The 22926-nt window shown below is 74.7% G+C and carries 20 protein-coding genes; 8 read left to right on the top strand and 12 right to left on the bottom strand.

Annotated features, from left to right (window positions below; genetic code table 11):
• Positions 1–28 precede the first annotated feature (28 nt).
• Positions 29–1045 (top strand): Gfo/Idh/MocA family protein, encoded by a 1017-nt coding sequence (locus NRO40_RS24490; protein ID WP_257375504.1) that lies wholly within the window; start codon positions 29–31, stop codon positions 1043–1045.
• 180 nt (positions 1046–1225) lie between these two features.
• Here NRO40_RS24490 and NRO40_RS24485 read toward each other — a convergent pair whose 3' ends face one another.
• From NRO40_RS24485 to allB, 3 genes are all read right to left on the bottom strand, one after another.
• On the bottom strand, positions 1226–1846 hold the full coding sequence (locus tag NRO40_RS24485) for a dihydrofolate reductase family protein (protein WP_058940213.1): 621 nt from the start codon (positions 1844–1846) through the stop codon (positions 1226–1228).
• 479 nt (positions 1847–2325) lie between these two features.
• On the bottom strand, positions 2326–3468 hold the full coding sequence (gene alc, locus NRO40_RS24480; protein WP_058940214.1) for an allantoicase: 1143 nt from the start codon (positions 3466–3468) through the stop codon (positions 2326–2328).
• A gap of 5 nt (positions 3469–3473) precedes the next feature.
• Positions 3474–4814 (bottom strand): allantoinase AllB, encoded by a 1341-nt coding sequence (gene allB, locus NRO40_RS24475; RefSeq protein WP_408057056.1) that lies wholly within the window; start codon positions 4812–4814, stop codon positions 3474–3476.
• 338 nt (positions 4815–5152) lie between these two features.
• Here allB and NRO40_RS24470 point away from each other — a divergent pair, with 338 nt between their 5' ends.
• Positions 5153–5962 carry an IclR family transcriptional regulator gene (locus tag NRO40_RS24470; protein ID WP_058940216.1) on the top strand — a complete coding sequence of 270 codons (810 nt, stop codon included), beginning with the start codon at positions 5153–5155 and terminating at the stop codon, positions 5960–5962.
• Positions 5963–6548: 586 nt separating this feature from the next.
• Here NRO40_RS24470 and NRO40_RS24465 read toward each other — a convergent pair.
• Together NRO40_RS24465 and NRO40_RS24460 are read right to left on the bottom strand one after the other, a co-directional pair.
• On the bottom strand, positions 6549–7232 hold the full coding sequence (locus NRO40_RS24465) for an ABC transporter ATP-binding protein (RefSeq protein WP_058940217.1): 684 nt from the start codon (positions 7230–7232) through the stop codon (positions 6549–6551).
• Entirely contained in the window at positions 7229–8302 is a 1074-nt protein-coding gene (locus NRO40_RS24460) for an ABC transporter permease (protein ID WP_058940269.1), read from the bottom strand. The genes NRO40_RS24465 and NRO40_RS24460 overlap by 4 nt, the downstream gene beginning before the upstream one ends.
• 297 nt (positions 8303–8599) lie before the next feature.
• Between NRO40_RS24460 and NRO40_RS24455 the strand changes: the two genes are divergently transcribed.
• Together NRO40_RS24455 and NRO40_RS24450 are read left to right on the top strand one after the other, a co-directional pair.
• Positions 8600–9775 (top strand): sensor histidine kinase, encoded by a 1176-nt coding sequence (locus NRO40_RS24455; protein ID WP_257375583.1) that lies wholly within the window; start codon positions 8600–8602, stop codon positions 9773–9775.
• Positions 9772–10401 (top strand): response regulator, encoded by a 630-nt coding sequence (locus NRO40_RS24450; protein ID WP_058940218.1) that lies wholly within the window; start codon positions 9772–9774, stop codon positions 10399–10401. The genes NRO40_RS24455 and NRO40_RS24450 overlap by 4 nt, the downstream gene beginning before the upstream one ends.
• A 444-nt stretch (positions 10402–10845) precedes the next feature.
• On the opposite strand, the gene NRO40_RS24445 is transcribed toward NRO40_RS24450, so the two are convergent.
• Together NRO40_RS24445 and NRO40_RS24440 are read right to left on the bottom strand one after the other, a co-directional pair.
• Positions 10846–11157 carry a DUF5955 family protein gene (locus tag NRO40_RS24445; protein WP_058940219.1) on the bottom strand — a complete coding sequence of 104 codons (312 nt, stop codon included), beginning with the start codon at positions 11155–11157 and terminating at the stop codon, positions 10846–10848.
• 2 nt (positions 11158–11159) lie between these two features.
• Positions 11160–13079 carry a serine/threonine-protein kinase gene (locus tag NRO40_RS24440; protein ID WP_058940220.1) on the bottom strand — a complete coding sequence of 640 codons (1920 nt, stop codon included), beginning with the start codon at positions 13077–13079 and terminating at the stop codon, positions 11160–11162.
• 142 nt (positions 13080–13221) lie between these two features.
• Here NRO40_RS24440 and NRO40_RS24435 point away from each other — a divergent pair, with 142 nt between their 5' ends.
• From NRO40_RS24435 to NRO40_RS24420, 4 genes are all read left to right on the top strand, one after another.
• The gene (locus NRO40_RS24435) at positions 13222–13848 is read left to right on the top strand and encodes a nucleotidyltransferase family protein (RefSeq protein WP_058940270.1); all 627 of its coding nucleotides are present in this window, start codon (positions 13222–13224) and stop codon (positions 13846–13848) included.
• A 275-nt stretch (positions 13849–14123) separates the two neighbouring features.
• A complete protein-coding gene (aceB, locus tag NRO40_RS24430; RefSeq protein WP_058940221.1) occupies positions 14124–15746 on the top strand; it encodes a malate synthase A in 1623 nt (540 codons plus the stop codon).
• A gap of 508 nt (positions 15747–16254) precedes the next feature.
• Complete coding sequence (locus NRO40_RS24425; protein ID WP_232790917.1) at positions 16255–16611, top strand: hypothetical protein; 357 nt, start codon at positions 16255–16257, stop codon at positions 16609–16611.
• A gap of 546 nt (positions 16612–17157) precedes the next feature.
• Complete coding sequence (locus NRO40_RS24420) at positions 17158–17277, top strand: 3'-5' exoribonuclease (protein ID WP_232790918.1); 120 nt, start codon at positions 17158–17160, stop codon at positions 17275–17277.
• A gap of 148 nt (positions 17278–17425) precedes the next feature.
• Here NRO40_RS24420 and NRO40_RS24415 read toward each other — a convergent pair whose 3' ends face one another.
• The 5 genes from NRO40_RS24415 to uraD all read right to left on the bottom strand — a co-directional run bounded on the left by NRO40_RS24415 (position 17426) and on the right by uraD (position 22793).
• Positions 17426–18781, bottom strand: coding sequence for a nucleobase:cation symporter-2 family protein (locus NRO40_RS24415; RefSeq protein ID WP_058940271.1), 1356 nt, complete (start codon positions 18779–18781; stop codon positions 17426–17428).
• Positions 18782–19406: 625 nt separating this feature from the next.
• A complete protein-coding gene (locus tag NRO40_RS24410) occupies positions 19407–20792 on the bottom strand; it encodes an 8-oxoguanine deaminase (protein ID WP_058940222.1) in 1386 nt (461 codons plus the stop codon).
• Positions 20793–20959: 167 nt separating this feature from the next.
• Entirely contained in the window at positions 20960–21883 is a 924-nt protein-coding gene (gene pucL / locus NRO40_RS24405) for a factor-independent urate hydroxylase (RefSeq protein ID WP_058940223.1), read from the bottom strand.
• A gap of 8 nt (positions 21884–21891) precedes the next feature.
• The gene (gene uraH, locus NRO40_RS24400; protein ID WP_058940224.1) at positions 21892–22281 is read right to left on the bottom strand and encodes a hydroxyisourate hydrolase; all 390 of its coding nucleotides are present in this window, start codon (positions 22279–22281) and stop codon (positions 21892–21894) included.
• A complete protein-coding gene (gene uraD / locus NRO40_RS24395) occupies positions 22278–22793 on the bottom strand; it encodes a 2-oxo-4-hydroxy-4-carboxy-5-ureidoimidazoline decarboxylase (RefSeq protein WP_058940225.1) in 516 nt (171 codons plus the stop codon). The genes uraH and uraD overlap by 4 nt, the downstream gene beginning before the upstream one ends.
• Positions 22794–22926: the final 133 nt, after the last annotated feature.

The following is a 22926-nucleotide window of genomic DNA, read 5'->3' as shown; positions in this document are numbered from 1 at the left end:
CCGGTTCCGGCATGACCCACTTTGGGACATGCGTATCGGATTGATCGGAACCGGTCGTATCGGCACGTTCCACGCGAAGGCGCTGAGTCGGCATGCGCGGGTGGGTGGTCTGGTCCTCACCGACGTGGACGCCGAGCGGGCCGGGCGGCTCGCCCGCGCGGTCGGCGCCACGGTCGCGCCCTCGGTCGACGAGATCTTCACCTGGGGGGTGGACGCCGTGGTGATCACCTCCGCGACCTCCGCCCACGCCGACCTCCTCACCCGCGCCGCCCGCGCGGGACTGCCCGCCTTCTGCGAGAAGCCGATCGCCGCGGACCTGCCGTCCACGCTCCGCGCCCTGCGCGCGGTGACGGCCGCGGGCACCCCGCTCCAGTTGGGCTTCATGCGCCGTTTCGACGCCGGGTACACGACGGCCCGGGAGGCGGTGCGCGCCGGGCGCCTGGGCCGGCTCCACACGGTGCGCGCCGTCACGTCCGACCCGGCCCCGCCGCCCGCCGCGTACCTGCCGCTCTCGGGCGGCCTGTTCCGCGACTGCCTCGTCCACGACTTCGACATGGTCCGCTGGGTGACCGGCCGGGAGGTGGTCGAGGTGTACGCCGCCGCGTCCGACGCCGGCCCGGCGCTCTTCCGGGAGGCGGGCGACGTCGACACGGCGGCCGCGCTGCTCACCCTCGACGACGGCACCCTGGCGACGGCGACCGCCACCCGATGCAACGGCGCCGGGTACGACGTGCGCATGGAGCTCGCCGGGGAGCTCGACCAGCTCGCCGTGGGCCTGGACGACCGTACGCCGATCACCTCGGCCGAGCCGTTGGGGCCGCCCGCCGCCACCCGCCCGTGGACGGGCTTCCTGGAGCGGTTCGCCCCGGCGTACGAGGCGGAGCTGGACGCCTTCGTCCGCTTCGTGCTGGGCGAGCGGGACAACCCCTGCGACGGCCGGCAGGCGCTGGAGGCGCTGCGCGTCGCCGAGGCGTGCGAGCTGTCGCGTCGGGAGCGCCGGGCCGTACGGCTGGCGGAGGTCCCCGACCTCGAACCGGCGGCCTGAGCGCGGCACGCCCGGCGGGGGCGTGGCACGCGGCGGCCGGGGAAGCGGGTTCCGGGGGCGTACGCGGAGGCGGGCGGGGGCGTACGCGGAGGCGGGCCGGGACGGCGGCTCCGGTCGTCGGCTTCGCGGTGCCGGCCGTCACCGACGGCTACGGCACGGCGGCAGGGGCGCTGCCGCGGGTCACTCCCCCGCGCCGAAGGTGCCGAAGGTGGCGGGGCCGGTGGGGCGGTACGTCTGGATGGTGGCGCCGGTCCCCGTCGTGCGGTGACCGGTCAGTTCGAAGGCGGTGGGCGTGCCTCCCTCGGGGAAGAGCCGGCGGCCGCTGCCGAGGAAGACGGGGAAGACGAGCAGGTTGAGCCGGTCGAGGAGACCGTGGGCGATGAGGCCCTGCGCGAGGCGGGCGCTGCCGTGGACCTGGACCTCGCGCCCGGGGCCCTCCTTGAGCCGGGTGACCGCCTCGACGAGGTCCCCCTCGACGAGGCGGGAGCCGTGCCAGTCCACCCGGTCGAGGGTCCGGGAGACGACGTGTTTGGGCAGGGTGTTGAGGCGGCTCGCGATCGGGTCGTCCGGGTCGGTGACCTGCGGCCAGTACCCGGCGAAGATCTCGTAGGTGCGCCGGCCGAGGAGGAAGGCGTCGGCGCGGTCGAAGACCTCGACCATGAACCGGCCCATGTCCTCGTCCGCGAAGGGGACGAGCCAGCCGCCGTGGTCGAAGCCGTCGGAGGGGTCCTCCTCGCGACCTCCCGGCGCCTGCATGACGCCGTCGAGGGAGAGGAAGGCGGTGAGGGTGAGCTGAGCCATGGCGCGCGCCTTTCGTGGGGTCCGTCACCAGCTCAGACCGGCGCGGCGCCCGGAACTCATCGGCGCGCGGCGACCGGGCCCCCGTGTCCCGCAGACGGAGCAGTGCCCGTCCGGAGCGCCCCGCTCGTACCGTCACCCACCCGCAGCGCGGCCCGCCGGGGCGGGCGAGGGGCGGGGGCGGGTGAGACCCACGGGGCTGCGGGACCGGCGGGGCTGCGGGACCGGCGGGGCTGCGAAAGCGGCGGGTCCGGCGGGCGGGCGAGACCCACGGGGGCGGCGAGGCCCACAGCGCCGCGGAGGCGACGCGGGCGACGGCCCACGGGCCTGCGGGACCGGCGGGGCGGCGAGACCACAGGGCTGCGGGGCCCGCGGGGCCGTGGGATGCGCCGGGTGGGCGGGTCGGGCGGGGCGGCCGGTGCTGTCGGGTCGGCCGCCCCGCCCGCACGGGCAGGTGTCGTCGCTGCCCGGGCCGGGGGTGGTCAGCCCCCGAGCTCCTGGTGACGGGCGGTGAGGCGCTTGGCGCCCTCCTCCGTCAGGGACCCGAAGAGGCGCAGGCGGGAGATGCCGCCGTCGGGGTAGATGTCGATGCGGACGTGCGTGCCGACGGCCGGCGCGGGGAGCACGAAGCGGTGGTTCGTGTCGGGCTGGAGCCGGGTCCGGGGCAGGACCTCGGTCCACTCCCCACCGTCACCGTCACCGTCACCGTCACCGCCGTCGCGCACGGAGAGCGCGGCCCAGCCCGCGCTGTTGCCCTTGAGGTACGCGGTGTCGATCTCGACGGCGCGGATCTCGGCCTGCTCGGCGAGCCGGTAGCGGATCCAGTCGTTGCCCTGGTCGCGGCGGCGGCGGGTCTCCCAGCCGTCGTCCATCTTCCGCGAGCGGCCGGGCTGGATGGTGTTGGTGGCCGGTGAGTAGAAGCGGTCGGAGGCGTCCTCGACGGTGCCGCCGTTCTCCAGGGCGGCGACGTCGAAGGTGCCGAGCGCGCCCAGCCACGCCGGGTCGGGCGCCACCTCGCCGTACACGCGGAGCCGGGCGATGCCGCCGTCGGGGTGCTGGTTGACGCGCAGGTGCGTGAAGCGGCGCTCGACGTCGACGGCGAAGCCGTTCGCCGCGTGCCCGCCGACGGCGGTGCGCGGGACGAGGGTGGTCCACTCGACGTCGGGGCCGAGGAGCTCCTCGGGGGACGGCGAGCCCGGTACGGAGGCGCCCTCGACGGAGACGGCCTGTGGGTAGTTGCCGCGGAAGTGGGCGGTGTCGACGACGATGCCGCGGACCACTCCGGGCGCGCCGAGCCGTACCAGCGCCCAGTCGTGGTCGTCGGCGGTGGGGTGCGGCAGGTCGGCGGAGACGCCGCGCCGGCGGCGGGTCTCCCAGCCGTCCATGACCTTGCCCTTGTGGCCGAAGTGCTCGGGGTCGAACTCGGCGGGGCCAGGCTTGAGGAGGTTCTCGCGCTCGGCGAAGAACTCGTCGTTGGCGGCGACGACACCGGCGCCGAGCCGGCGGTCGGCGAGGTCGACGAGGCCGGCGAAGGGCAGGTCGGCGGTGCGGTAGTCGGCGTACGGGTCACCGCCGCCGTAGGGGCTGGCGTCGCCGGTGTGGCGGGGTATGCCGGTGTCGGTCACGGGATTCACTTGTTCCTTTCGAGCAGTCGCCCGCTCGGCTCGGCGGGGTTGCCGCGCTCGGCGATGCGTACGCCGCGCAGCCAGGTGGAGGTGACGACGCCGTGCAGGGTGCGGCCCGCGTAGGCGGTGACGCGGTTGCGGTGGTGCAGCCGCGCCGGGTCGACGGTGAAGGTCTCGTCCGGGGCGAGGACCGCGAAGTCGGCGTCGCGGCCGGGTGCGATGGCGCCCTTGCGGTCCAGTCCGGCCAGCGCGGCCGGGGCGGTGGACATCCACCGGGCGACGTCGTCGAGGGTGTGCCCGCGGCGGCGGGCCTCGGTCCAGACGGCGGGCAGGCCCAGCTGGAGGGAGGAGATGCCGCCCCAGGCGGTGGAGAAGTCGGGGGTCTTCAGGTCCGCGGTGGACGGCGAGTGGTCGGAGACGACGCAGTCGATGACGCCGTCGGCCAGGCCCTGCCACAGGGCGTCCTGGTTGGCGGCCTCGCGGATGGGCGGGCAGCACTTGAACTCGGTGGCGCCGTCGGGCACCTCCTCGGCCGTGAGGGTGAGGAAGTGCGGGCACGTCTCGACGGTGACGCGCACGCCCTCGTCGCGGGCGGCGGCGAGGAGCGGCAGCGCGTCGGCGGAGGACAGGTGCAGGACGTGGACGCGGGCGTCGAGCCGGCGGGCCTGCGCGACGAGGTTCTCGACGGCCGTGTTCTCGGCGTCGCGGGGCCGCGAGGCGAGGAAGTCGGCGTACCGGGCGGAGCCGCGCTGCGGGGCGGCGTCGAGGTGGTGCGGGTCCTCGGCGTGGACGATCATCAGGCCGCCGAAGCCGGCGACCTCGGCGAGGGAGGTGGCGAGCTGGTCCTGGTCGAGCTGCGGGAACTCGTCCACGCCCGACGGCGACAGGAAGCACTTGAAGCCGAAGACGCCCGCGTCGTGCAGCGGCCGCAGGTCCTTGACGTTGTCCGGGAGGGCGCCGCCCCAGAAGCCGACGTCGACGTGGGCCTTGGGACGGGCCACGTCCTGCTTGACGCGCAGGTTCTCCACGGTCGTCGTGGGCGGCAGCGAGTTCAGCGGCATGTCGAGCAGGGTGGTGATGCCGCCGGCCGCCGCGGCCCGGGTGGCGGTCCAGAAGCCCTCCCACTCGGTGCGGCCGGGGTCGTTCACGTGGACGTGGGTGTCGACCAGGCCGGGGAGGACCACGTCGTCGCCGACGTCCTCCAGGCGCGCCCCGGCGGGCGGCTCGGTGTCGTACGGCAGGACCGCCGTGATGGTGCCGCCGGCCACGGCGATGGCCGCGGCGCGCGTGCCGTCGAGGGTGACGACCCGCGTCGAGCGCAGCACCAGGTCCACGTCCGGGTTCACGTCCACACTCTCCCCATTCCCGATGTCTCCGTCATTCCCGTCCACTTCGGCGAGCTTCAACGAACTGTTGAAGGAGTCTTCACCCGCCCCTCGGCCCCCGTCAAGGGCCTCCCGGAGCGAGGAGTTCCCCTTGGCGGATTCCACAAAGTGGAAATAGACTTCCGCGTAGAAGAACGTATCTCCCCACAGGAGGGGGGTGCCGGACCACCCGCGCAAGGCCGCGGAACCACGGACAAACAGTCCCTGACCGGCCGGGATGCCCGGTCGCGCCCGATGTGCCGCACGGACGGGCCCGGTAGGCTGCTGCCTTGTCCATCCGCCTCGAAAGGACCGTTGACGTGCCGACGTCCAGCGCCAGCACCCCCGACGCCGCCGCCAAGCCCGCGGGCGGGAGCGGTGGTGTGCAGTCCCTTGAGCGTGCCTTCGACCTCCTGGAGCGGATGGCCGACGCCGGGGGCGAGGTCGGGCTGAGCGAGCTCTCCGCCAGCAGCGGACTGCCCCTGCCCACCATCCACCGGCTGATGCGCACCCTCGTGGCCTGCGGGTACGTCCGACAGCAGGCCAACCGCCGGTACGCCCTCGGGCCCCGGCTCATCCGCCTCGGCGAGTCCGCCTCCCGCCTCCTCGGCACCTGGGCGCGCCCCTACCTGGCGCGGCTCGTCGAGGAGACCGGCGAGACCGCCAACATGGCGCTGCTCGACGGGGACGAGATCGTCTACGTGGCGCAGGTGCCGTCGCGCCACTCGATGCGCATGTTCACCGAGGTGGGGCGCCGGGTGCTGCCGCACTCGACCGGTGTCGGCAAGGCCCTGCTCGCCCACACCCCGCCGGAGGAGGTCCGCGCGCTGCTCGCCCGGACCGGGATGCCGGCCGCGACGGAGAAGACCATCACCACGCCCGACGGGTTCCTCGCCGCGCTGGAGCAGGTGCGGGTGGCCGGGTACGCCGTCGACGACAACGAGCAGGAGATAGGGGTGCGCTGCCTGGCGGTGTCCGTGCCCGACTCCCCCACCCCGGCGGCCATCTCCATCTCGGGCCCGGCGGGGCGGGTCACCGAGGCGGCCACGGACAAGATCGTGCCCGTCCTGCAGGAGGTCGCCCGCGACCTCGCCACCGCCCTCACGACCACCACGGCCCCGCAGGGCTGACACCCGGCCCCGGCCTCCCGGCCCTCTGCCTCCGGTCGGGGTCATGACCGGGAGCCGGAGAGCGGCGCCGGCAGCGGCGTCCCGGCCCGGCCGGCCCGCGGTGACGGCCCGGGCCGGGCGTCGGCACCGGCCCGGCGGTGCGGTTCTGACCTCTCGCCCCCCTCCCCCGGCCTGCGCGCCTACCCCCGCTTCGCGCAGGGCGACCGCCCCGCCCACGCCGCCCTGCTCGCCGCCGGCCACCCCGCGGGCTCGGAGCACCAGTGGGAAGAGCACCACGAGAACCGGTGGGACCTCCTCCAACGGGTGACCTGCGAAGAGCTCGACCCCGCCTACGACGGACCCGCCCGACCAGGCACCCCGCTTCGCCCCGAGGGCACGGGGCCGGCGGCGACACCGGGGACCACCTGCGTCCGATGCTCGGCGACTCCACCGCGGCCCTGGGCGACCTGGAAACCTGGACGCGGCCGCAGGGCACCTCCTGACACCCCGGTCCGCGCCCGCAGCGACCGCCGACAACACGACACACGCCCCGCCCCGCCTCGGCGAGCGGGGCGACTGCCGTACGCGCGGTGGGCCGGGCCGGCGCTCAGTGCCCCGGTACCGCGGCCGTCAGCCGGCCGTCGCGGACCGTGACCGTGCGGTCCGCGAGGGCCAGGTGCGCGGGATCGTGCGTCACCAGCAGCGTGGCCGTGCCCCGGCTGCGGGTCAGCCCCGCCAGCAGGTCCAGTACGGCGGCCCCCCGCTCGTGGTCGAGCGCGCTGGTCGGCTCGTCGACCAGCAGCACCGCCGGGTCGTTCACCAGGGCCCGCGCGATGGTGACGCGCTGCCGCTGCCCGCCCGACAGCTGGTGCGGCCGCCGCCCGGCCCGGTCCGCGAGCCCGACCGCGTCCAGCAGCTCCAGCGCCCTGCGCCGCACGTCCCGGCCGCGCCGTCCCGCCAGGTGCGCCATCACCTCCAGCTGCTCGACCGCGGTGAGCGACGGCAGCAGGTTCGGCTGCTGGAAGACGATGCCGACGCGCTCGCGGCGCAGCGCCGCCCGGCCGGTGCGGTCCAGCGTCCCGGTGTCGACCCCGTCGACGACCACCCGGCCCGCGTCCGGTGTCACCAGCGTCGCCGCCACCGCCAGGAGGCTGGACTTGCCGGACCCCGACGGGCCCACGACGGCCACCAGCTCTCCCCCGCCGACCCGCAGGCCCACGGCGTCCAGCGCCGTCAGCCGGGCCTCGCCGTCCGGGTAGGTGAGCGTCACGTCGTCCAGGAAGAGGGTCATCGGGCGCTCCCCAGCGCGGTGAGGGGGTCGACGGCGGTGATCCGCCGGATGGACAGGGCCGCGCCGAGCAGGCCGAGCACGACCATCACGGCGGCGGGGCCCAGGACGGTCAGCGGCTCCAGGACGAACGGCACGCCGCCGCCGATGAGCGCGCCCGCCGCGGCGGCGAGCGCCGTACCGAGCAGCGTGCCGGCGACGAGCACCACCACGGCCTGCCCCAGCGCGTCGCGCAGCAGGTAGCCGGTGGAGGCGCCGAGGGCCTTCAGCACGGCGACGTCCCCGGCGCGCTGGATGGTCCACACGGTGAAGAACGCCCCGGTCACGAGCGCCGAGATCACGAAGAGGAAGCCACGCATGAGCTGGAGGGAGCCGTTCTCCGCCTGGTACGAGCCGAGCGCGGTCAGCGACTCGTCGACGGTGCGGCTCCGCGTGCCCGCGGCCCGGTCGCCGGCCGCGTAGTCGACGCCGGAGCCGCGCAGCACGACGAGGGTGGCGCCCTCCTCGGCCGGGCCGCCGAGGCCCCGCCAGTCGTCGAGCGAGGTCCACACGACCGGCGTGTGGCTGTACGAGGCGTCACCCTCGACCGCGGCGACGGTCAGCCGGCGGTCCCGCCCCACGCGCACGGCGTCCCCCGGGCGGACGCCCAACTCCTCGGCCGCCGCCGTGGAGAGCACCGCCTGCCCGTCGTCGAGCCGGTCGCCGCGCGGGGCGATTCCGGCGGACGGCCGCGTGCCGAAGACGGAGACCGCCGCCGCCCGCTCGCCCGCTGAGGCGTTCACGGTGCTGATGCCCACGGGTTCGGCGGCGGTCACCCCCGGCCGTCCCGCCCAGGTCCGCCAGGCGCCCTCGGGCACCACCGACGCGGTGAACGACAGCTCCCCGCCGGCCGGCGGCGCCCCGAAGGCGAGCCGGTCGGCGGGCAGTCCGGTGATCGCCGAGACGTTCTCCCGGGCGAGCCCGGCCGTCAGCCCCGACAGCAGCCCGACGAGCAGGGTGAGCAGCACGATCACCGTACCCATCAGCGCGAACCGCCCCTTGGCGAATCTCAGGTCCCTCCATGCCACGAACATGACGACCAGACTGTCGGCGGCCCGCGCCCCGGGCATCGCGCCGCGGATGGGGGCCGAATCGAACTTTCGGTTGAGGGCGCGCCCACCCGGGCGGCCTACGCTGGACGGGCCATGGACCCACGCCCCCGTACTCCTGCCGTGCACCCCGGCGCCCCGGCCGCGCGGGCCCACGCCCCCGCGCCGGACCGGGACGCCCCCGCACCGGTGGCGGACACGGCCGAGCCGAGCCCCCGCGCGCCCGCCCCGGACGTGCGCGTACCCGCCCCACGGGTCCTGCGCGCGGGTCTGCACCTGCTCATGGCGGGCCTGCTCGCCCTGGCGGCCGTGCGGGCCGTGGCGGGCGGGGACACGGCCCGGGCCGTGGCGGTCACGGGGGCGGCGGCCCTGATGGGCGCGGTGTACGGGGCGGGCCCCTCCCTGCGCTCCGTGCGCTCCTCGCGGTCGGCCGCGACGGTGTGGCTCGGCGCGCTGGGGGCGACGTGGCTGGTGCTGCTGGCCCTGACGCCGGACGGGCTGTGGGCGGCGTTCCCGCTGTACTTCCTCCACCTGCACCTGCTGCCGGTCCGCCGGGCGCTGCCCGCCGTGGCGGCCACGGCGGGCGCGGCGGTCCTCGCGTACGTGGCCCACGGGGCGCCGGTGAGCCCGGGCGTGTTCGTGGGGCCGCCGCTCGGGGCCGCGGTGGCGGTGGCGACGGTGCTGGGCTACCAGGCGCTGTACCGGGAGAACGAGCGGCGACGGCAGCTGATCGAGGAGCTGGTGTCGACGCGCGCCGGTCTCGCCGCCGCCGAGCGCCACGCCGGGACCCTCGCCGAGCGGGAACGCCTCGCCCGCGAGATCCACGACACGCTGGCCCAGGGCCTGTCCTCCATCCACCTGCTGCTGCGGGCCGCCGAACGCGCCCTGCCGCCCGGGGCGCCCGCCGCGCCCCACATCGAGCGGGCCCGGCGGGCCGCGCAGGACAACCTGGCGGAGGCCCGCCGCTTCGTGCGGGCGCTCGCCCCGCCGAGCCTGGAGCGTGACTCGCTGGTGGCGGCGCTGCGGCGGCTCTGCGAGCCCGGCGCCGCGGTCGGGGACGACGGTCCGCGGGTGCGGTTCGCCCTGAGCGGCACCCCCGTCCCGCTGCCCACGCCGTACGAGGTGGCGCTGCTGCGGATCGCCCAGTCGGCGCTGGCCAACACCGTGCGGCACGCGCGGGCGGGACGCGCCGGGGTCACCCTCACCTTCATGGACGCCTCCGTCACCCTGGACGTCGTCGACGACGGCGCGGGCTTCGACCCCGGCTCCCCCGGCGCCCCCTCGGCGGAGGGCGGCTTCGGCCTGCCCGCGATGCGGGCCCGCGCCGAGTCGCTGGGCGGTACGTTCGCGGTGGAGTCGGCGCCCGGTCAGGGCACGGCTGTGGCGGTCGCCCTGCCCCTGCCCCTGCCGCCGACGCCCGTAACGGCGCCGGCGCCGCCGGCGGGCGGGGCGTCGTGACCGTCCGCTTGCTGCTCGCCGACGACCACCCCGTCGTCCGCGCGGGGCTGCGCGCCGTGCTCGACACGGAGGCCGACTTCACGGTGGTGGGCGAGGCCGCGACGGCGGAGGCGGCCGTGGAGCGGGCCGCGGCGGGCGGGGTGGACGTCGTCCTCATGGACCTGCAGTTCGGGCCGGGCGGCATGCACGGCTCGGCGGCGACGGCCGCGATCACGGCGCGCGCCGGCGCGCCGCGGGTGCTGGTGCTCACCACGTACGACACCGACGCGGACATCCTGGCGGCGGTGGAGGCGGGCGCCAGCGGCTACCTGCTGAAGGACGCGCCGCCGGAGGAGCTGGCGGCGGCGGTGCGCACGGCCGCGGCGGGCCGGTCGGCGCTCGCCCCGGCGGTCGCCCACCGGCTGATGCACCGGATGCGGGCGCCCGCGCGGACGTTGACGCGGCGGGAGCTGGAAGTGCTGGGGCTCGTCGGTGAGGGGCTGTCCAACCAGCAGATCAGCCGGCGGCTGTTCCTGAGCCAGGCGACCGTGAAGTCGCACCTGGTGCACGTCTTCGCCAAGTTGGGCGTCGAGTCCCGTACGGCGGCCGTGGCGGAGGCCCGGGCCCGGGGCCTCCTGCGCCGCTGACCCCACCGAACCGCGAACCACCCACCACCAGACCACCGGAGGACCGGACCACCGGACCACCGGACCACCGGACCACCGGACCACAACGTCGGGAGGGGCCGTGGTGGGTCGCCCCCGCAGGGGTCGGCGGCGACAGCGGGTTCACTTCCGCGGTACCCGAGGCCGCCGACCCCGAGAAGGTGACCCACCGCGGCCCCGACCCCCGAGACCGGACCGCAGAAACCCACGGACCTCCCCGGGCGCAGCGGACGGGGCCGGGGGCCCGAGACCCGCTGGGGCCTGAGACCCGCTGGGGCCGGACGACGCACGACGCCCGCCCGCCTCAGGGACCGACTCGGGCCGCCTCAGGGACCGACTCGGGCCGCCTCAGGGCCCGGCTCGGGCCGCCTCAGGGCCCGGCTCGGGCCGCCTCAGGGCCCGGCTCGGGCCGCCTCAGGGCCCGGCTCAGGGCACGGTTCCGGTACCGGTACCGGTACGGGGGCCGTCGCCGAAGTCGTCGATCGCCTCGCGCACCCCACCCAGGGCCGGCGCCAGGGCGCTGACCGAGCCGATCGCGCCCGCGACCAGCAGCAGCGACCGGCGCAGCCGGCGCGGCTCCGGCGGCAGCCCGCCGACGGCCATCGCGGCGAGCGCGGCGAGCTCCTCCTCCGCGATGCCGCGGTCGGCCAGCTCGCCGCGCACGGCGGCCAGTTCGCGCCGCAGCCGGGAGACGGCGGCACCGAGCCGCACGACCCTCGGATCGGCGTCCCCGGTCACGGTCAGCTCGACTGCTCCCCGTCCATCGCGCCGCGCCACACCGTGAGGTCGAGACTGATGTAGTCGCTCGGGTCCGACTCCGGGGAGAAGCCCTTGACCGTCAGGAGGGCGACGTCGCCCGCGCCGTTCTGCAGGCAGACCCGCGAGCCGCGCGTCAGCTGGTCGTCGTCGATGAAGTTGGCGTAGCGGGTCTCCTTGAGGCAGGTGTCCAGGCTGCCCTCCTGGCCGGTGCGGAGCAGGACGAGACGGCCGCCGCCACCGCTCGACGTGGAGATGCCGGAGACGCCGTAGTGGAGGTCGCCGCCTTCCTTCTTCGGCTTGACCGGGTGGTCGACCAGGGCGAGTTCGTACCCCGAGGTGAGGTCGATGCCCTGGTACTCGACGGGTGCCGGCGGCGCTGCGGGGGCGCCTCCCGTGGTGCCTCCGTCCGGCGCCGCCGAGCCGTCCGCGCCGGCGTCGGCGCCCGTCCCGGTGCCGTCACCGGTCTGGTCGCCCTCGCCGACGGTGCCGGTGCCGGTGCTCGCGGACGGTGTGCCGGGCGCGGTCGAGACCCGGTCGCCGCCCTGCGCGCGGTCGCCGCCGTCCCCGCGGTCCTTCAGCAGGGCGTACGCCGTGGCGCCGCCCGCGACGGCGAAGGCGACGATCGCCGCGACGGCGATGAGGCCGGCGCGGGACGTGCGCTTGGGCTGGACCGGGGGCGTCGGCCCGGTCCCGTCGGGCCCGTACGGGCCTCCGGTCACCACCGGGTGCGTGTACGGGTGCGGCGGGGGTGTGTGGTGCTGCGGCGGGGGCGTCGGCTGGTGGCCGGGGCCCACGGTCTGCGGCGGGCCGAAGCCCTGGGGCGGCGCGGAGGGCGCGGCGTGGGCGGTGGCCGGGTGCGTGGGCGCGGCACCGCCCCCCATGCCCTGCCCCGGCTGTACCGACTGCCCCGGCCGGCCCGCGTGCGCCGTCGCCGCCGCTCCGGGCGGTGTGGCCGGCGGGGGCGGGGTGGTGGCCGCGGCGGGGGCGGGGGCCGCCGCGCGGGTGGTGATGTCGGCGGCGACGGCCCCCGGCAGCCACTCCTCCGGGCGGCGCAACGCCGTCTGGTCGCTGGCCCGGTGGCACAGCGACAGGACCTCGGCGACGGAGGGCCGCTCGGCCGGGTCCTTCGCCAGGCAGCGCGTGGTCAACTCGCGCAGCTGCTCGGGGAGTCCGTCGAGGGAGGGCTCCTCGTGCACGATGCGGTACAGCACGCCGTGCGAGGTGCCCTCGCCGAACGCGGGGCTGCCGAGCGCGGCGTACGCGGCGACCTGCCCGAGCGCGAAGACGTCCGTGGCGGGGGTGACCGTGCTGCCGGCCGCCTGCTCGGGCGCCATGAAGGCCGGCGTGCCGATGGTGACGCCGCTGCTGGTCAGGGAGGTCGCGTCGGCGGCGCGGGCGATGCCGAAGTCGATGACGCGCGGGCCGTCGGAGGCGAGCAGGACGTTGCCCGGCTTGAGGTCGCGGTGGACGATCCCGGCGCCGTGGATGACCTGGAGCGCCTCGGCGATGCCGGCGACGAGCAGCAGCACGGTGTCGACGGGCATCGGGCCGTGCTTCTGCACCGCGTCGGCCAGCGAGGGGCCGGGGACGTACGCGGTGGCGAGCCACGGTTCGCGCGCGTCGGTGTCGGCGTCGATGACGGGCGCCGTGTAGAGGCCCTGCACGCGCTGCGCGGACTGCACCTCCTGGGCGAACCGGCGCCGGAACTCGGCGTCCTGCGCGAAGTCGGGGCGGATCACCTTGATGGCGACGGGGCGCCCGCCCGGTGTGTACGACAGATAGACCTTGCCCATGCCGCCGGCGCCCAGCCGGGCGGCGAGCCGGTATCCCGCGACGGAGCGCGGGTCATCCTCCTCCAGCGGCTGGAAGACGGTTCCCCCATGGTGCGGACCACCACTCATCAATCCATGTCTCCTGAAAAGGACTTCACGCGCGCCGTGTGCGTACGTCGGCGGCACTCGTGTGCCGGAACCGCACCCTATCCAAGCGTGGCGCCTGGGCTCCACGCGTCGGCAGGTGCGGTATTCCTTCCTCATGGACGGCATGACGACGATCGTTCCCGGGCCGGGTCCGGCCGCACCTCCCCTGACCGCCGGTCTGCTGCTCGCGGCGGGCGGCGGGCGGCGGCTCGGGGGGCGCCCGAAGGCGCTGCTGGAGCACCGGGGGCGGCCGCTGGTGGAGCACGCGGTGGCCGCGCTGCGGGCGGCCGGCTGCGGGGTGGTGCACGTGGTGCTGGGCGCCGCGGAGCGGGCCGTGCGGGAGCGGGCGGCGCTGGAGGGGTGCGTGCTGGTCGGCAACCCCGACTGGGAGGAGGGCATGGGCTCGTCGCTGCGGGTCGGGCTCGCCTCCCTGGCGGGCGGCGGGGCGGACGCGGCGCTGGTCGCGCTGGTCGACCAGCCGGGGATCGGCGCGGAGGCGATGGCGCGGGTGGTGGGCGCGTACCGCGGGCCCGGGTCGCTGGCCTCGGCGTCGTACGGCGGGAGGCGGGGGCACCCGGTGCTGCTGGGCGCCGACCGGTGGGCGGGGGTGGCGCGGAGCGCGGAGGGCGACCGGGGCGCCCGCGCCTACCTGCGGGCGCACGAGGCGGAGGTCGTCCTCGTCCCGTGCGAGGACGTGGCCGACCCGTACGACATCGACACGGAGGCGGATCTGGCGCGGCTGGAGGGGTAGGGGTGAGGGCGCGCCCCGGCAGGGGCCGGCGTGAACACGCCGTGCGCGCCGAGGCACCGAGCGCCACGTTGTGTCGAGCCAAAGAATCTCGACATCAACAAACCATTGAACTTCCACTATGAGGAAACTACTATCCACTGATCAGAAGCACCTGTCCGTCCACAGGCGCCCGCGACCGCACCGCGGCTCATGGGGCACTCCGTGCCACCCGCGTATGGGCCCGGCGGCCGCCGGCACCGCCGCCCTCGCAAGCCCGCTGAAGGAAGTGACAGCTCATGTCCGCACCAGCGCCGTCTCCGCTGGCCATCGTCGAAGCCGAGCCCCTGCCCCGGCAGGAGGAGGTCCTCACCGACGCCGCCCTGGCCTTCGTGGCGGAGCTGCACCGGCGGTTCACACCGCGGCGCGACGAGCTCCTCGCCCGCCGCGCCGAGCGCCGCGCCGAGATCGCCCGCACCAGCACGCTCGACTTCCTCCCGGAGACGGCCCACATCCGGGAGGACGACAGCTGGAAGGTCGCCCCGGCACCGGCCGCGCTCGACGACCGCCGCGTGGAGATCACCGGTCCGACCGATCGCAAGATGACCATCAACGCGCTCAACTCGGGCGCCCGGGTCTGGCTCGCCGACTTCGAGGACGCCTCCGCCCCCACCTGGGAGAACGTCGTCCTCGGCCAGCTCAACCTCATCGACGCGTACGAACGGAGGATCGACTTCACCGATCCGCGCTCCGGCAAGTCGTACGCGCTGCGCCCCGCAGAGGAGCTGGCGACCGTCGTCATGCGGCCCCGCGGCTGGCACCTGGAGGAGCGCCACCTGCACGTCGACGGCCGCCCCGTGCCCGGCGCCCTCGTCGACTTCGGCCTCTACTTCTTCCACAACGCCCTGCGGCTGCTGGACCTCGGCAAGGGCCCGTACTTCTACCTCCCGAAGACGGAGTCGCACCTGGAGGCCCGCCTCTGGAACGACGTGTTCGTCTTCGCGCAGGACTACCTCGGCGTCGACCGGGGCACGATCCGCGCGACCGTCCTCATCGAGACGATCACGGCCGCGTACGAGATGGAGGAGATCCTCTACGAGCTGCGCGACCACGCCTCCGGGCTGAACGCCGGCCGCTGGGACTACCTCTTCTCGATCGTCAAGAACTTCCGCGACGGCGGCGCCCGGTTCGTCCTCCCCGATCGCAACGCGGTGACGATGACGGCCCCGTTCATGCGCGCGTACACCGAACTCCTCGTCCGCACCTGCCACAAGCGCGGCGCGCACGCGATCGGCGGGATGGCGGCGTTCATCCCGTCCCGCAAGGACGCCGAGGTCAACAAGGTCGCCTTCGAGAAGGTCAAGGCCGACAAGGACCGCGAGGCCGGGGACGGTTTCGACGGCTCGTGGGTCGCCCACCCCGACCTCGTCCCGATCGCGATGGCCTCCTTCGACGCGGTCCTCGGCGACCGGCCCCACCAGAAGGACCGCCTGCGCGAGGACGTCGACGTGAAGGCCGCCGACCTCCTCGCCATCGACGCCCTGGACGCCAAGCCGACCTACGCCGGCCTCGTCAACGCCGTCCAGGTCGGCATCCGCTACATCGAGGCGTGGCTGCGCGGCCTCGGCGCCGTCGCCATCTTCAACCTCATGGAGGACGCGGCCACGGCGGAGATCTCGCGCTCCCAGATCTGGCAGTGGATCAACGCCGGCGTCGTCTTCGAGGACGGCCGCCGCGCCACGCCGGAGCTGGCCCGCGAGGTCGCCGCCGCCGAACTGGCCGAGATCCGCGCCGAACTCGGCGAGGAGGCGTTCGCCTCCGGGCGCTGGCAGCAGGCCCACGACCTGCTGCTGAAGGTCGCCCTGGACGACGACTACGCCGACTTCCTCACCCTCCCCGCCTACGAACAGCTCGTCGACTGACCCGCACAGCAGCCGACGGGCCCGCTCCCCCGCCCTCCCCCAGCCCGACCCCGCCCCACCCCGCCCCCGACGCCACCCGGCGCCGGGGGCGGGACCGTTCCCGAATCCGCCCCCGTCCCGCGCGGCTCCGGCCCGGCGCCCCCCGGCCCGGCGCACCCCCGACCCCGCGCGGCTCGGGCCGCCGACGGCCGGGCGGCCCGGCTCCACCTCCGGCACGGGCGGTTGTCAGTGGTGCGGTGTTCACTGTATCCGTCACGTTGAGTAACGAGACGGGGGGTCGTGGTGACGGACCGTTGCACGTATGTGTCGCTGGAGGGGCTGCGCGGGCGGGGGTGGACCGACGGGATGGTGCGGGACCTGCTCGGGGAGCCGGACGTGCAGGGGCGGGCGCGGCGCGGGCCCGGGCCGCTGGTGCGGTTGTACCTGCTGGCCCGGGTGGAGGCGGTGGAGCGGACGCGGGAGTTCGCGGTGTGCGCGCGGGCCGGAGGGGCGCCGGGGCTGGAAGCCTATGCGGATCGCCGCGCTGCGGCGGCGCGGCGCGGTCCTGGCGGTGTTGCGCGCGGAGCCGATCCACGTACCGGTGCTGCCTCGCGCCGAGTTGGAGCGGCGGGCGGCGGGGTACCGGCGGCACGTCGGGGGCGCGGGGGCGGACGAGGGCGCCGGTGCCCTGCTGCGCTGGCAGGTGGCGTATCTGCGCCACGCGCTGCGGTCGTACGACCGGCTCCTCGACGGGCTGTTCGCCGCGACGGGGAGGGCCGAGGCGGAGCGGCTGCTGCGGCAGCGGGTGTACGGGGCCATCGCGGCGGCCTACCCGTGGCTCGCCGAGGAGTGCGCGCGCCGCTCGGGCCGGGGTGGGCGACCGTGAACCGCGCCGGGGCACGGTCGGATATTCGGTGGGATCGGCGCCGGCGGGCCTGGCATGCTCCGGGTCCATGGCCCACCGCACGCGCCCCAGTCTGTACGTCTCCGTCGACATCGAGGCCGACGGCCCCATCCCCGGCCCCTACTCCATGCTCAGCGTCGGCGCCGCCGTCGCCGGACGGCAGGACGCCGACGGGTACACGCCCGCGGACCCCGAGGCGACCACCTTCTACCGCGAACTGCGGCCGGTCGCGGAAGACTTCGTACCGGAGGCGCTCGCCGTCAGCGGCCTCGACCGTGACCGCCTGCGAATCGAGGGTGCCGAACCGGGGGGCGCGATGCGGGAGTTCACCACCTGGGTGCGGCAGGTGAGCGACGGTGCGCAGCCGGTGATGTGCGGGTATCCGGCGTCGTACGACTGGACGTTCCTGTACTGGTACCTGATCCGGTTCACCGGCGGCAGCCCGTTCGGGCACTCCGGGTGCCTGGACATGAAGACGCTGTACGCGACGAAGGCGCGCGTGCCGCTGCGCGCCGTGCCAAGCGGACGATGCCGCGTGAGCTGCTGTCGAGCCGCCGGCACACCCACCACGCCCTGGACGACGCGATCGAGCAGGCGGAGCTGTTCAGCAACCTCATGGCGTGGGAGGGCAGACCGCCCGCCGGCTGAGCCCGGCCCGGGCCGATGGGGCCGGACCGGCAGGTCCGGGTTCCGCCCCGTAGGACGTACGGTCCCGGCCCCGCGCGACAAGGACGCGCGGGGCCGGACCCGCAAGGGGGCGGGTACCGGGGTCCGGTACCCGCCCCCGGGGCGGGGGTCAGTGCGCCGGCGCCGGTTTCGTGACGCGGGATTCGGTGATGTCGTCGCCCGGCTCCATCGGGGCCGTCACCTCGTCGGAGTCACGGCGGGCGGGGCCTCCGAGGTGGTTGAAGACGAGGTTCAGCAGGACGGCGGCGACGCAGCCCGTCGAGATCCCCGAGTCCAGGATGATCTTCGCGGTCTCCGGGAACGCGTGGTAGAACTCCGGGGCCGTGATCGGGATGATGCCGACGGCCAACGACACGGCCACGATGAGGACGTTGTTGTCCTTCTCCAGACCCGCCCTGACCAGGGTCTGGATGCCGCTCGCGGCGACCGACCCGAAGAGGACCACGCCCGCGCCGCCGAGCACGGGGCGCGGTACGACGGCTATCAGGGACGCCGCCACGGGGCACAGCCCCATGAGGACGAGGAAGCCGCCGCCCGCCGCGACGACGAAGCGGCTGCGGATCCGCGTCATCGCGACGAGGCCGATGTTCTGGGCGAAGGCGCTGCACATGAAGCCGTTGAACAGGGGGCTGATCGCCGAGCCGAGTGTGTCGGCGCGCAGTCCGGCGGCGATGGTCCGCTCGTCGGCCGGCCGCTCGACGATCTCGCCGAGCGCCAGCATGTCGGCGGTGGACTCCGTCATGGACACGAGCATCACCACGCACATGGAGACGATCGCGGCGACGGCGAACTGCGGGGCACCGAAGTGGAAGGGGGTGGGGAAACCGACGAGGTCGGCGTCGAGCACCGGGGTGAAGTCGGTGACGCCGAACGGGATGGCGAGCAGGGTGCCGAGGACGAGACCGATGAGGACGGCCACCTGCTTGACGAAGCCGCGGGTGAACCGGCGTATGAGGAGGACGATCAGAAGGGTCGCCGCCGCCAGGCCGAGGTAGGTGGTGGAACCGTAGTCGTCGGCGGCGGGGTTCGGACCCTGCGCCCAGCCGAAGGCGACGGGGAGCAGCGAGACGCCGATCAGGGTGATGACCGAGCCGGTGACGACCGGCGGGAAGAAGCGGACGAGCTTGCTGAACCACGGGGCGGCGACGAAGCCGAGCAGGCCGGCGACGATGATCGCGCCGAAGATGACGGGCAGCGCGTCGGCCTTGTCGTCCGTCGTGTCGACGATGGCGAGCATGGGGGCGACGCCGGCGAAGGTGACGCCGTTGACGAAGGGCAGCCGGGCGCCGATCTTCCAGACGCCGAGGGTCTGGAGGAAGGTGGCGAGGCCGGCGGTGAAGAGGCTGGCGCCGGTGAGAAAGGTCAGTTCGGTGGCGGAGAGGCCGACGGCCGCGCCGACGATCAGGGGCGGGGCGACGACGCCCGCGTACATGGCGGCCACGTGCTGGAGGCCGCTGGTGACCATCCGCAGGGGCGGGAGCGTCTCGTCGACCGGGTGCCTGCCGCCCGCGGGGGCGGAGCCGGGGTCGAGGGGGTCGGGGGTGAGCGACGCGTCGGGAAAGGAGTCGGACGCGTGGGGGTCGGGGCTGGGGGCGGGGGTCTGGTTGCCTGCATCGTTGTGGGACCTGGGCATGGCGGCCACGGCGGTTCCTCCGGTCGGTTAACGCGTCGGCGGTGTGACACGGGTTTCAGGGAGGTGCTGAGGTGATGCGGGAGGTCGGTGAGGGGGTGCGGAGGTGCGGCTGAGGGGGTGTGCGGAGGCGAGGGGTCACCGCTGAGGGGGCGAGGGGTTGCGGGGCGCGGGGCCCGGGTGTGGGGCGCGAGGTGCGCGGGCAGGGGTGCGCGGAGGTGGTGGTGCACGGCGGTGCGGGGGTGGGGCCGGTGCGGAGTGCGGAGGTACGGCCGCGGTTCGTCGGCCGGGTGGCCGCGGAGGTGCGTGCGCGTGCGGGCGCCCGGGACCGTCCCGGGGGGTGACGTACCCGATGCGGTACGGCACCCCCCGGTCGGGCTCCCGCGGACCCCGCTCGGGTCCGCGGTGACCGGCCGGGGGCCGTCCCCCCCGGCCGGACTTCGTGGATCGACGCCGGGGCTCAGCCCTGGGCGGCGATACGGGCGAGACGCCGGGCCTCGTCCCTGGTGGAACGCGCGATGGCGTCCTCGTCGGCGGTCAGCAGGCGATTGTCCTCGACGATCTGCCGGCCGTTGACGAACGACGCGGTGACCGGCGCGGCCGCGCCGAAGACCAGCGCGGTGACCGGGTCGGCGATGGAGGCGTGGGCGAGCGTGTCCAGCTTCCACAGCACGAGGTCGGCGAGCTTGCCGGCCTCCAGGGAGCCGATCTGGTCGGCCCGCCCGAGGACCTGGGCGCCCCCGTACGTACCGAGGCGCAGGGCCTGGCGCGCGGTGAGGGCGGCTTCGCGGTGGGCGCCGAGCCGGTTGACGAGGAGGGCGTTGCGCAGTTCGGTGTGGAGTTCGCCGGACTCGTTGGAGGCGGTGCCGTCGACGCCGAGGCCGACGGGTACGCCGGCCTTCAGCATGTCGGGGACGCGGGCGATGCCGGCGGCGAGGCGGGCGTTGGAGGAGGGGCAGTGTGCGACGCCCGTCCGCGTCCGGGCGAACGCCTCGATGTCGGAGTCGTTCATGTGGACGCAGTGGGCCATCCACACGTCCTCGCCGAGCCAGCCGGTCGACTCGAAGTAGTCGGTGGGGCCCATGCCGAACAGCTCGTGGCAGAACTTCTCCTCCTCGACGGTCTCCGAACCGTGGGTGTGGAGGCGCACGCCGAGCCGGCGGGCGAGTTCCGCGCCCTGCCGGAGCAGTTCGGTGGAGACGGAGAAGGGGGAGCAGGGGGCGACGGCGACCTGGGTCATCGCGTCGAAGGAGGCGTCGTGGTGCGCGCGGACGGTCGCCTCGGTCGCGGCGAGGGCGCCGTCGAGGGTCTCGACCGCGAAGTCCGGCGGCAGGCCGCCGTCCTTGGCGCTGCGGTCCATGGAGCCGCGGGCGAGGGTGAAGCGCACGCCCATGTCGGCGGCGGCCCCGATGATCGCGCCGGACAGGTCGCCGGAGCCGCGGGGGAAGACGTAGTGGTGGTCCATGGCGGTGGTGACGCCGCCGCGGGCCATCATCGCCAGGGAGCCCTGGGCGGCCGCGCGGACCATCTGCTCGTCGATCCGTGCCCAGGTGGGGTAGAGCGCGACGAGCCAGTCGAAGAGGTTGTGGTCGGTGGCGAGGCCGCGGGTGATCCACTGGTAGAAGTGGTGGTGGGTGTTGACCAGGCCCGGTGTGACGAGGTGGCCGGTCCCGTCGATCCGGCGGACCACGTCCGCGAGGCCCTCGGGGGCCCGTCCCGCGCCGATCGACTCGATCCTGTTGTCCGCGATGACGACGTGGCCCGAGGCGTACTCGGTGTCCTGGGCGTCGACGGTCGCGATCGCGCAGTTCTCGATCACGATGCGCTGGGCTGCCGAAGGTGCCATGGTGCGTCCTTCTGGGTCTCGGGTGACGAGGGTGGGCACGGCAGGGCCCTGGGAGGATTTGAGTGCCGCGGCCTGGCGGCTGCGGGTGCCGAGGGGGTGAAGTCGGGGTGTCCGGCCGGCCGTCCGTCCCGGCCCGCAGGGGTGGGGCGGACGGCCGTGCGCGGGTGTCAGAGGTTGGTCATGTCCACGGGTATGAGGGCGTCCACGCCGTCGCGCAGGACGGTCGCCTCGATCAGTCCGTACGGGCGGTCCGCCGCGAAGTAGACCTCGTTGTCGTTCTTGAGGCCGAAGGGCTCCAGGTCCACGAGGAAGTGGTGCTTGTTCGGGAGGCTGAAGCGGACCTCGTCGATCTCCGAGCGGTTGTTGATGATGCGCGCGCCCATCTGGTACAGCGTCTGCTGGAGCGACAGGGAGTACGTCTCGGCGAAGGCCTGGAGCATGTGCTTGCGGACCTGCTCGTAGGACTTCTCCCAGTTCGGCGAACGCTGCTCGTCGTCGGTCCAGTTGAACCGCCAGCGGGCGGCCACCTGCGTCGCCAGGATGCGGTCGTACGCCTCCTGGAGGGTGGTGTACCGGTCCTTCACGTAGCCCCAGAACTCCGAGTTGGTGGAGTTCATGACGACGAGGTCCTTCAGGCCGGAGATGACCTGCCACTTCTCGCCGTCGTAGGTGATCTCGGTGAGGCGGGTCTCCTGGCCCTTGCGGACGAAGGAGTGCTTGACCTCGTCGGCGCCGATGAACTTGGAGTTGGCGTCGGACGTGGCGATCCGCTCCCAGGCGTACTCCTCGATCCGGATCCGGGCCCGGTGGATGGGCTCCTGGCTGGTCACGAAGTGGCGGGCCAGGTGGATGCCGAACTGCTCGGCGGACTCGATGCCGTGCTCCTTGGCGAACGCGTACACCGTGTTCTTGGTGGTGTCGGTCGGCAGCACGTGGGCGTTGGAGCCGGAGTAGTGGACGTCGTCCATGTCGCCGGAGAGGGCGACGGAGACGTTCAGGTCCTTGATGTGGTGGGTCGCGCCGTCCCGCGTGATCTTCACGACGCGGTTCTCTGCTTTTCCGTACTGGTTCTGGCCGAGAATCGTGGGCATGGTGGCTGCTAGCTCCCTCGGTAAACGGAGTAGCCGAACGGGTTGAGCAGCAGCGGTACGTGGTAGTGCTCGCCCGGTACGACGGCGAAGGTGATCGCCACCTCGGGGAAGAACACGCCGCTGTCCCGTGTCGCGGGGGCGTCCTGCTGTGCCTCGGCTTGCTTCTTGGCGAAGTACGCCTCGGTCTCGAAGTCCAGGCGTACGTGGGTCGTGCCTTCCGGCAGGGCCGGGAGGTCCTTGCACCGCCCGTCCGCGTCGGTCACGGAGCCGCCGAGCGCCACCCACTCCGCGGCGCGGCCGGCGCGGGCCGCGAGGGAGACGGCGACGCCCTCGGCGGGGCGGCCGGCGCTGGTGTCCAGGACGTGCGTGGACACCGATGCGGTCGTGTCGGTACTCATGCGGGGCCTTCCTCCACCAGACGGTTGAGCCGGATCCTGTTGATCTTCCCCAGTTCGACGCGGACGATCTCCCGTTCGCGCTCGGGCGTGTGCGCGATCCGCTCGCGGACGGCGTCGCGCATCTGCTCGCCGGTCCGGCCGGTGGCGCAGATGAGGAAGACGTGGCCGAACCTCTCCTGGTAGGCCAGGTTCAGTTCGAGCATCTCGGCCCTGAGCTCCTCGGAGGCCCCGGCCATGCCGCGCTGCTCGCGGGCGGAGGTGGGGTCGCCGGGCTTGGGCCGGCCGATCGGGGGGTGCCCCGCCATGGCCTCGGCCAGGTCCTCGGCGGTCAGCTCCGCCGTGGCGGCGTCGCTGGCGCGGAAGAGGTCCTCGGCGGTGGCGTAGGGGCGCTGGGCGAGGAGCTTGGACCCCCACGTCGAGCTGGCGCACACCTCGTGCAGGGCGGCGAGGGCGTCGCCGTCCGGGAAGGTGTTGAACCGGGAGAGGCCCGGTGTCGAGGTACTCGAAGTCACGGGAGCCTCCGTGGCTGTTTTTCGCTGTCGTCGGACGGGCTGCGGATAGCTAACGCCCTGCGGCGACGCCGCGTCAACACTTTGTTGAAAATCCTGTGACACGAAAGCCGTCGCCCGGACACCCGGACGACGG

The organism is Streptomyces changanensis (assembly GCF_024600715.1).
GTDB lineage: Bacteria > Actinomycetota > Actinomycetes > Streptomycetales > Streptomycetaceae > Streptomyces > Streptomyces changanensis.
Note: the sequence above shows the minus strand (reverse complement) of the source record. Positions and strands in the feature narration are given on the sequence as shown.

What these genes read in the sequence shown, in the direction of transcription:
- NRO40_RS24465 (WP_058940217.1), bottom strand. Translation starts at nt 7,232, where the DNA reads ATGACCCTCTTCCTGGACGACGTGACGCTCACCTACCCGGACGGCGAG.
- NRO40_RS24440 (WP_058940220.1), bottom strand. Translation starts at nt 13,079, where the DNA reads ATGAGTGGTGGTCCGCACCATGGGGGAACCGTCTTCCAGCCGCTGGAG.
- aceB (WP_058940221.1), top strand. Translation starts at nt 14,124, where the DNA reads ATGTCCGCACCAGCGCCGTCTCCGCTGGCCATCGTCGAAGCCGAGCCC.
- NRO40_RS24455 (WP_257375583.1), top strand. Translation starts at nt 8,600, where the DNA reads ATGGCGGGCCTGCTCGCCCTGGCGGCCGTGCGGGCCGTGGCGGGCGGG.
- NRO40_RS24425 (WP_232790917.1), top strand. Translation starts at nt 16,255, where the DNA reads ATGCGGATCGCCGCGCTGCGGCGGCGCGGCGCGGTCCTGGCGGTGTTG.
- pucL (WP_058940223.1), bottom strand. Translation starts at nt 21,883, where the DNA reads ATGCCCACGATTCTCGGCCAGAACCAGTACGGAAAAGCAGAGAACCGC.
- NRO40_RS24415 (WP_058940271.1), bottom strand. Translation starts at nt 18,781, where the DNA reads ATGGTCACCAGCGGCCTCCAGCACGTGGCCGCCATGTACGCGGGCGTC.
- NRO40_RS24485 (WP_058940213.1), bottom strand. Translation starts at nt 1,846, where the DNA reads ATGGCTCAGCTCACCCTCACCGCCTTCCTCTCCCTCGACGGCGTCATG.
- uraH (WP_058940224.1), bottom strand. Translation starts at nt 22,281, where the DNA reads ATGAGTACCGACACGACCGCATCGGTGTCCACGCACGTCCTGGACACC.
- NRO40_RS24410 (WP_058940222.1), bottom strand. Translation starts at nt 20,792, where the DNA reads ATGGCACCTTCGGCAGCCCAGCGCATCGTGATCGAGAACTGCGCGATC.
- NRO40_RS24460 (WP_058940269.1), bottom strand. Translation starts at nt 8,302, where the DNA reads ATGTTCGTGGCATGGAGGGACCTGAGATTCGCCAAGGGGCGGTTCGCG.
- NRO40_RS24420 (WP_232790918.1), top strand. Translation starts at nt 17,158, where the DNA reads ATGCCGCGTGAGCTGCTGTCGAGCCGCCGGCACACCCACCACGCCCTG.
- NRO40_RS24435 (WP_058940270.1), top strand. Translation starts at nt 13,222, where the DNA reads ATGACGACGATCGTTCCCGGGCCGGGTCCGGCCGCACCTCCCCTGACC.
- NRO40_RS24490 (WP_257375504.1), top strand. Translation starts at nt 29, where the DNA reads ATGCGTATCGGATTGATCGGAACCGGTCGTATCGGCACGTTCCACGCG.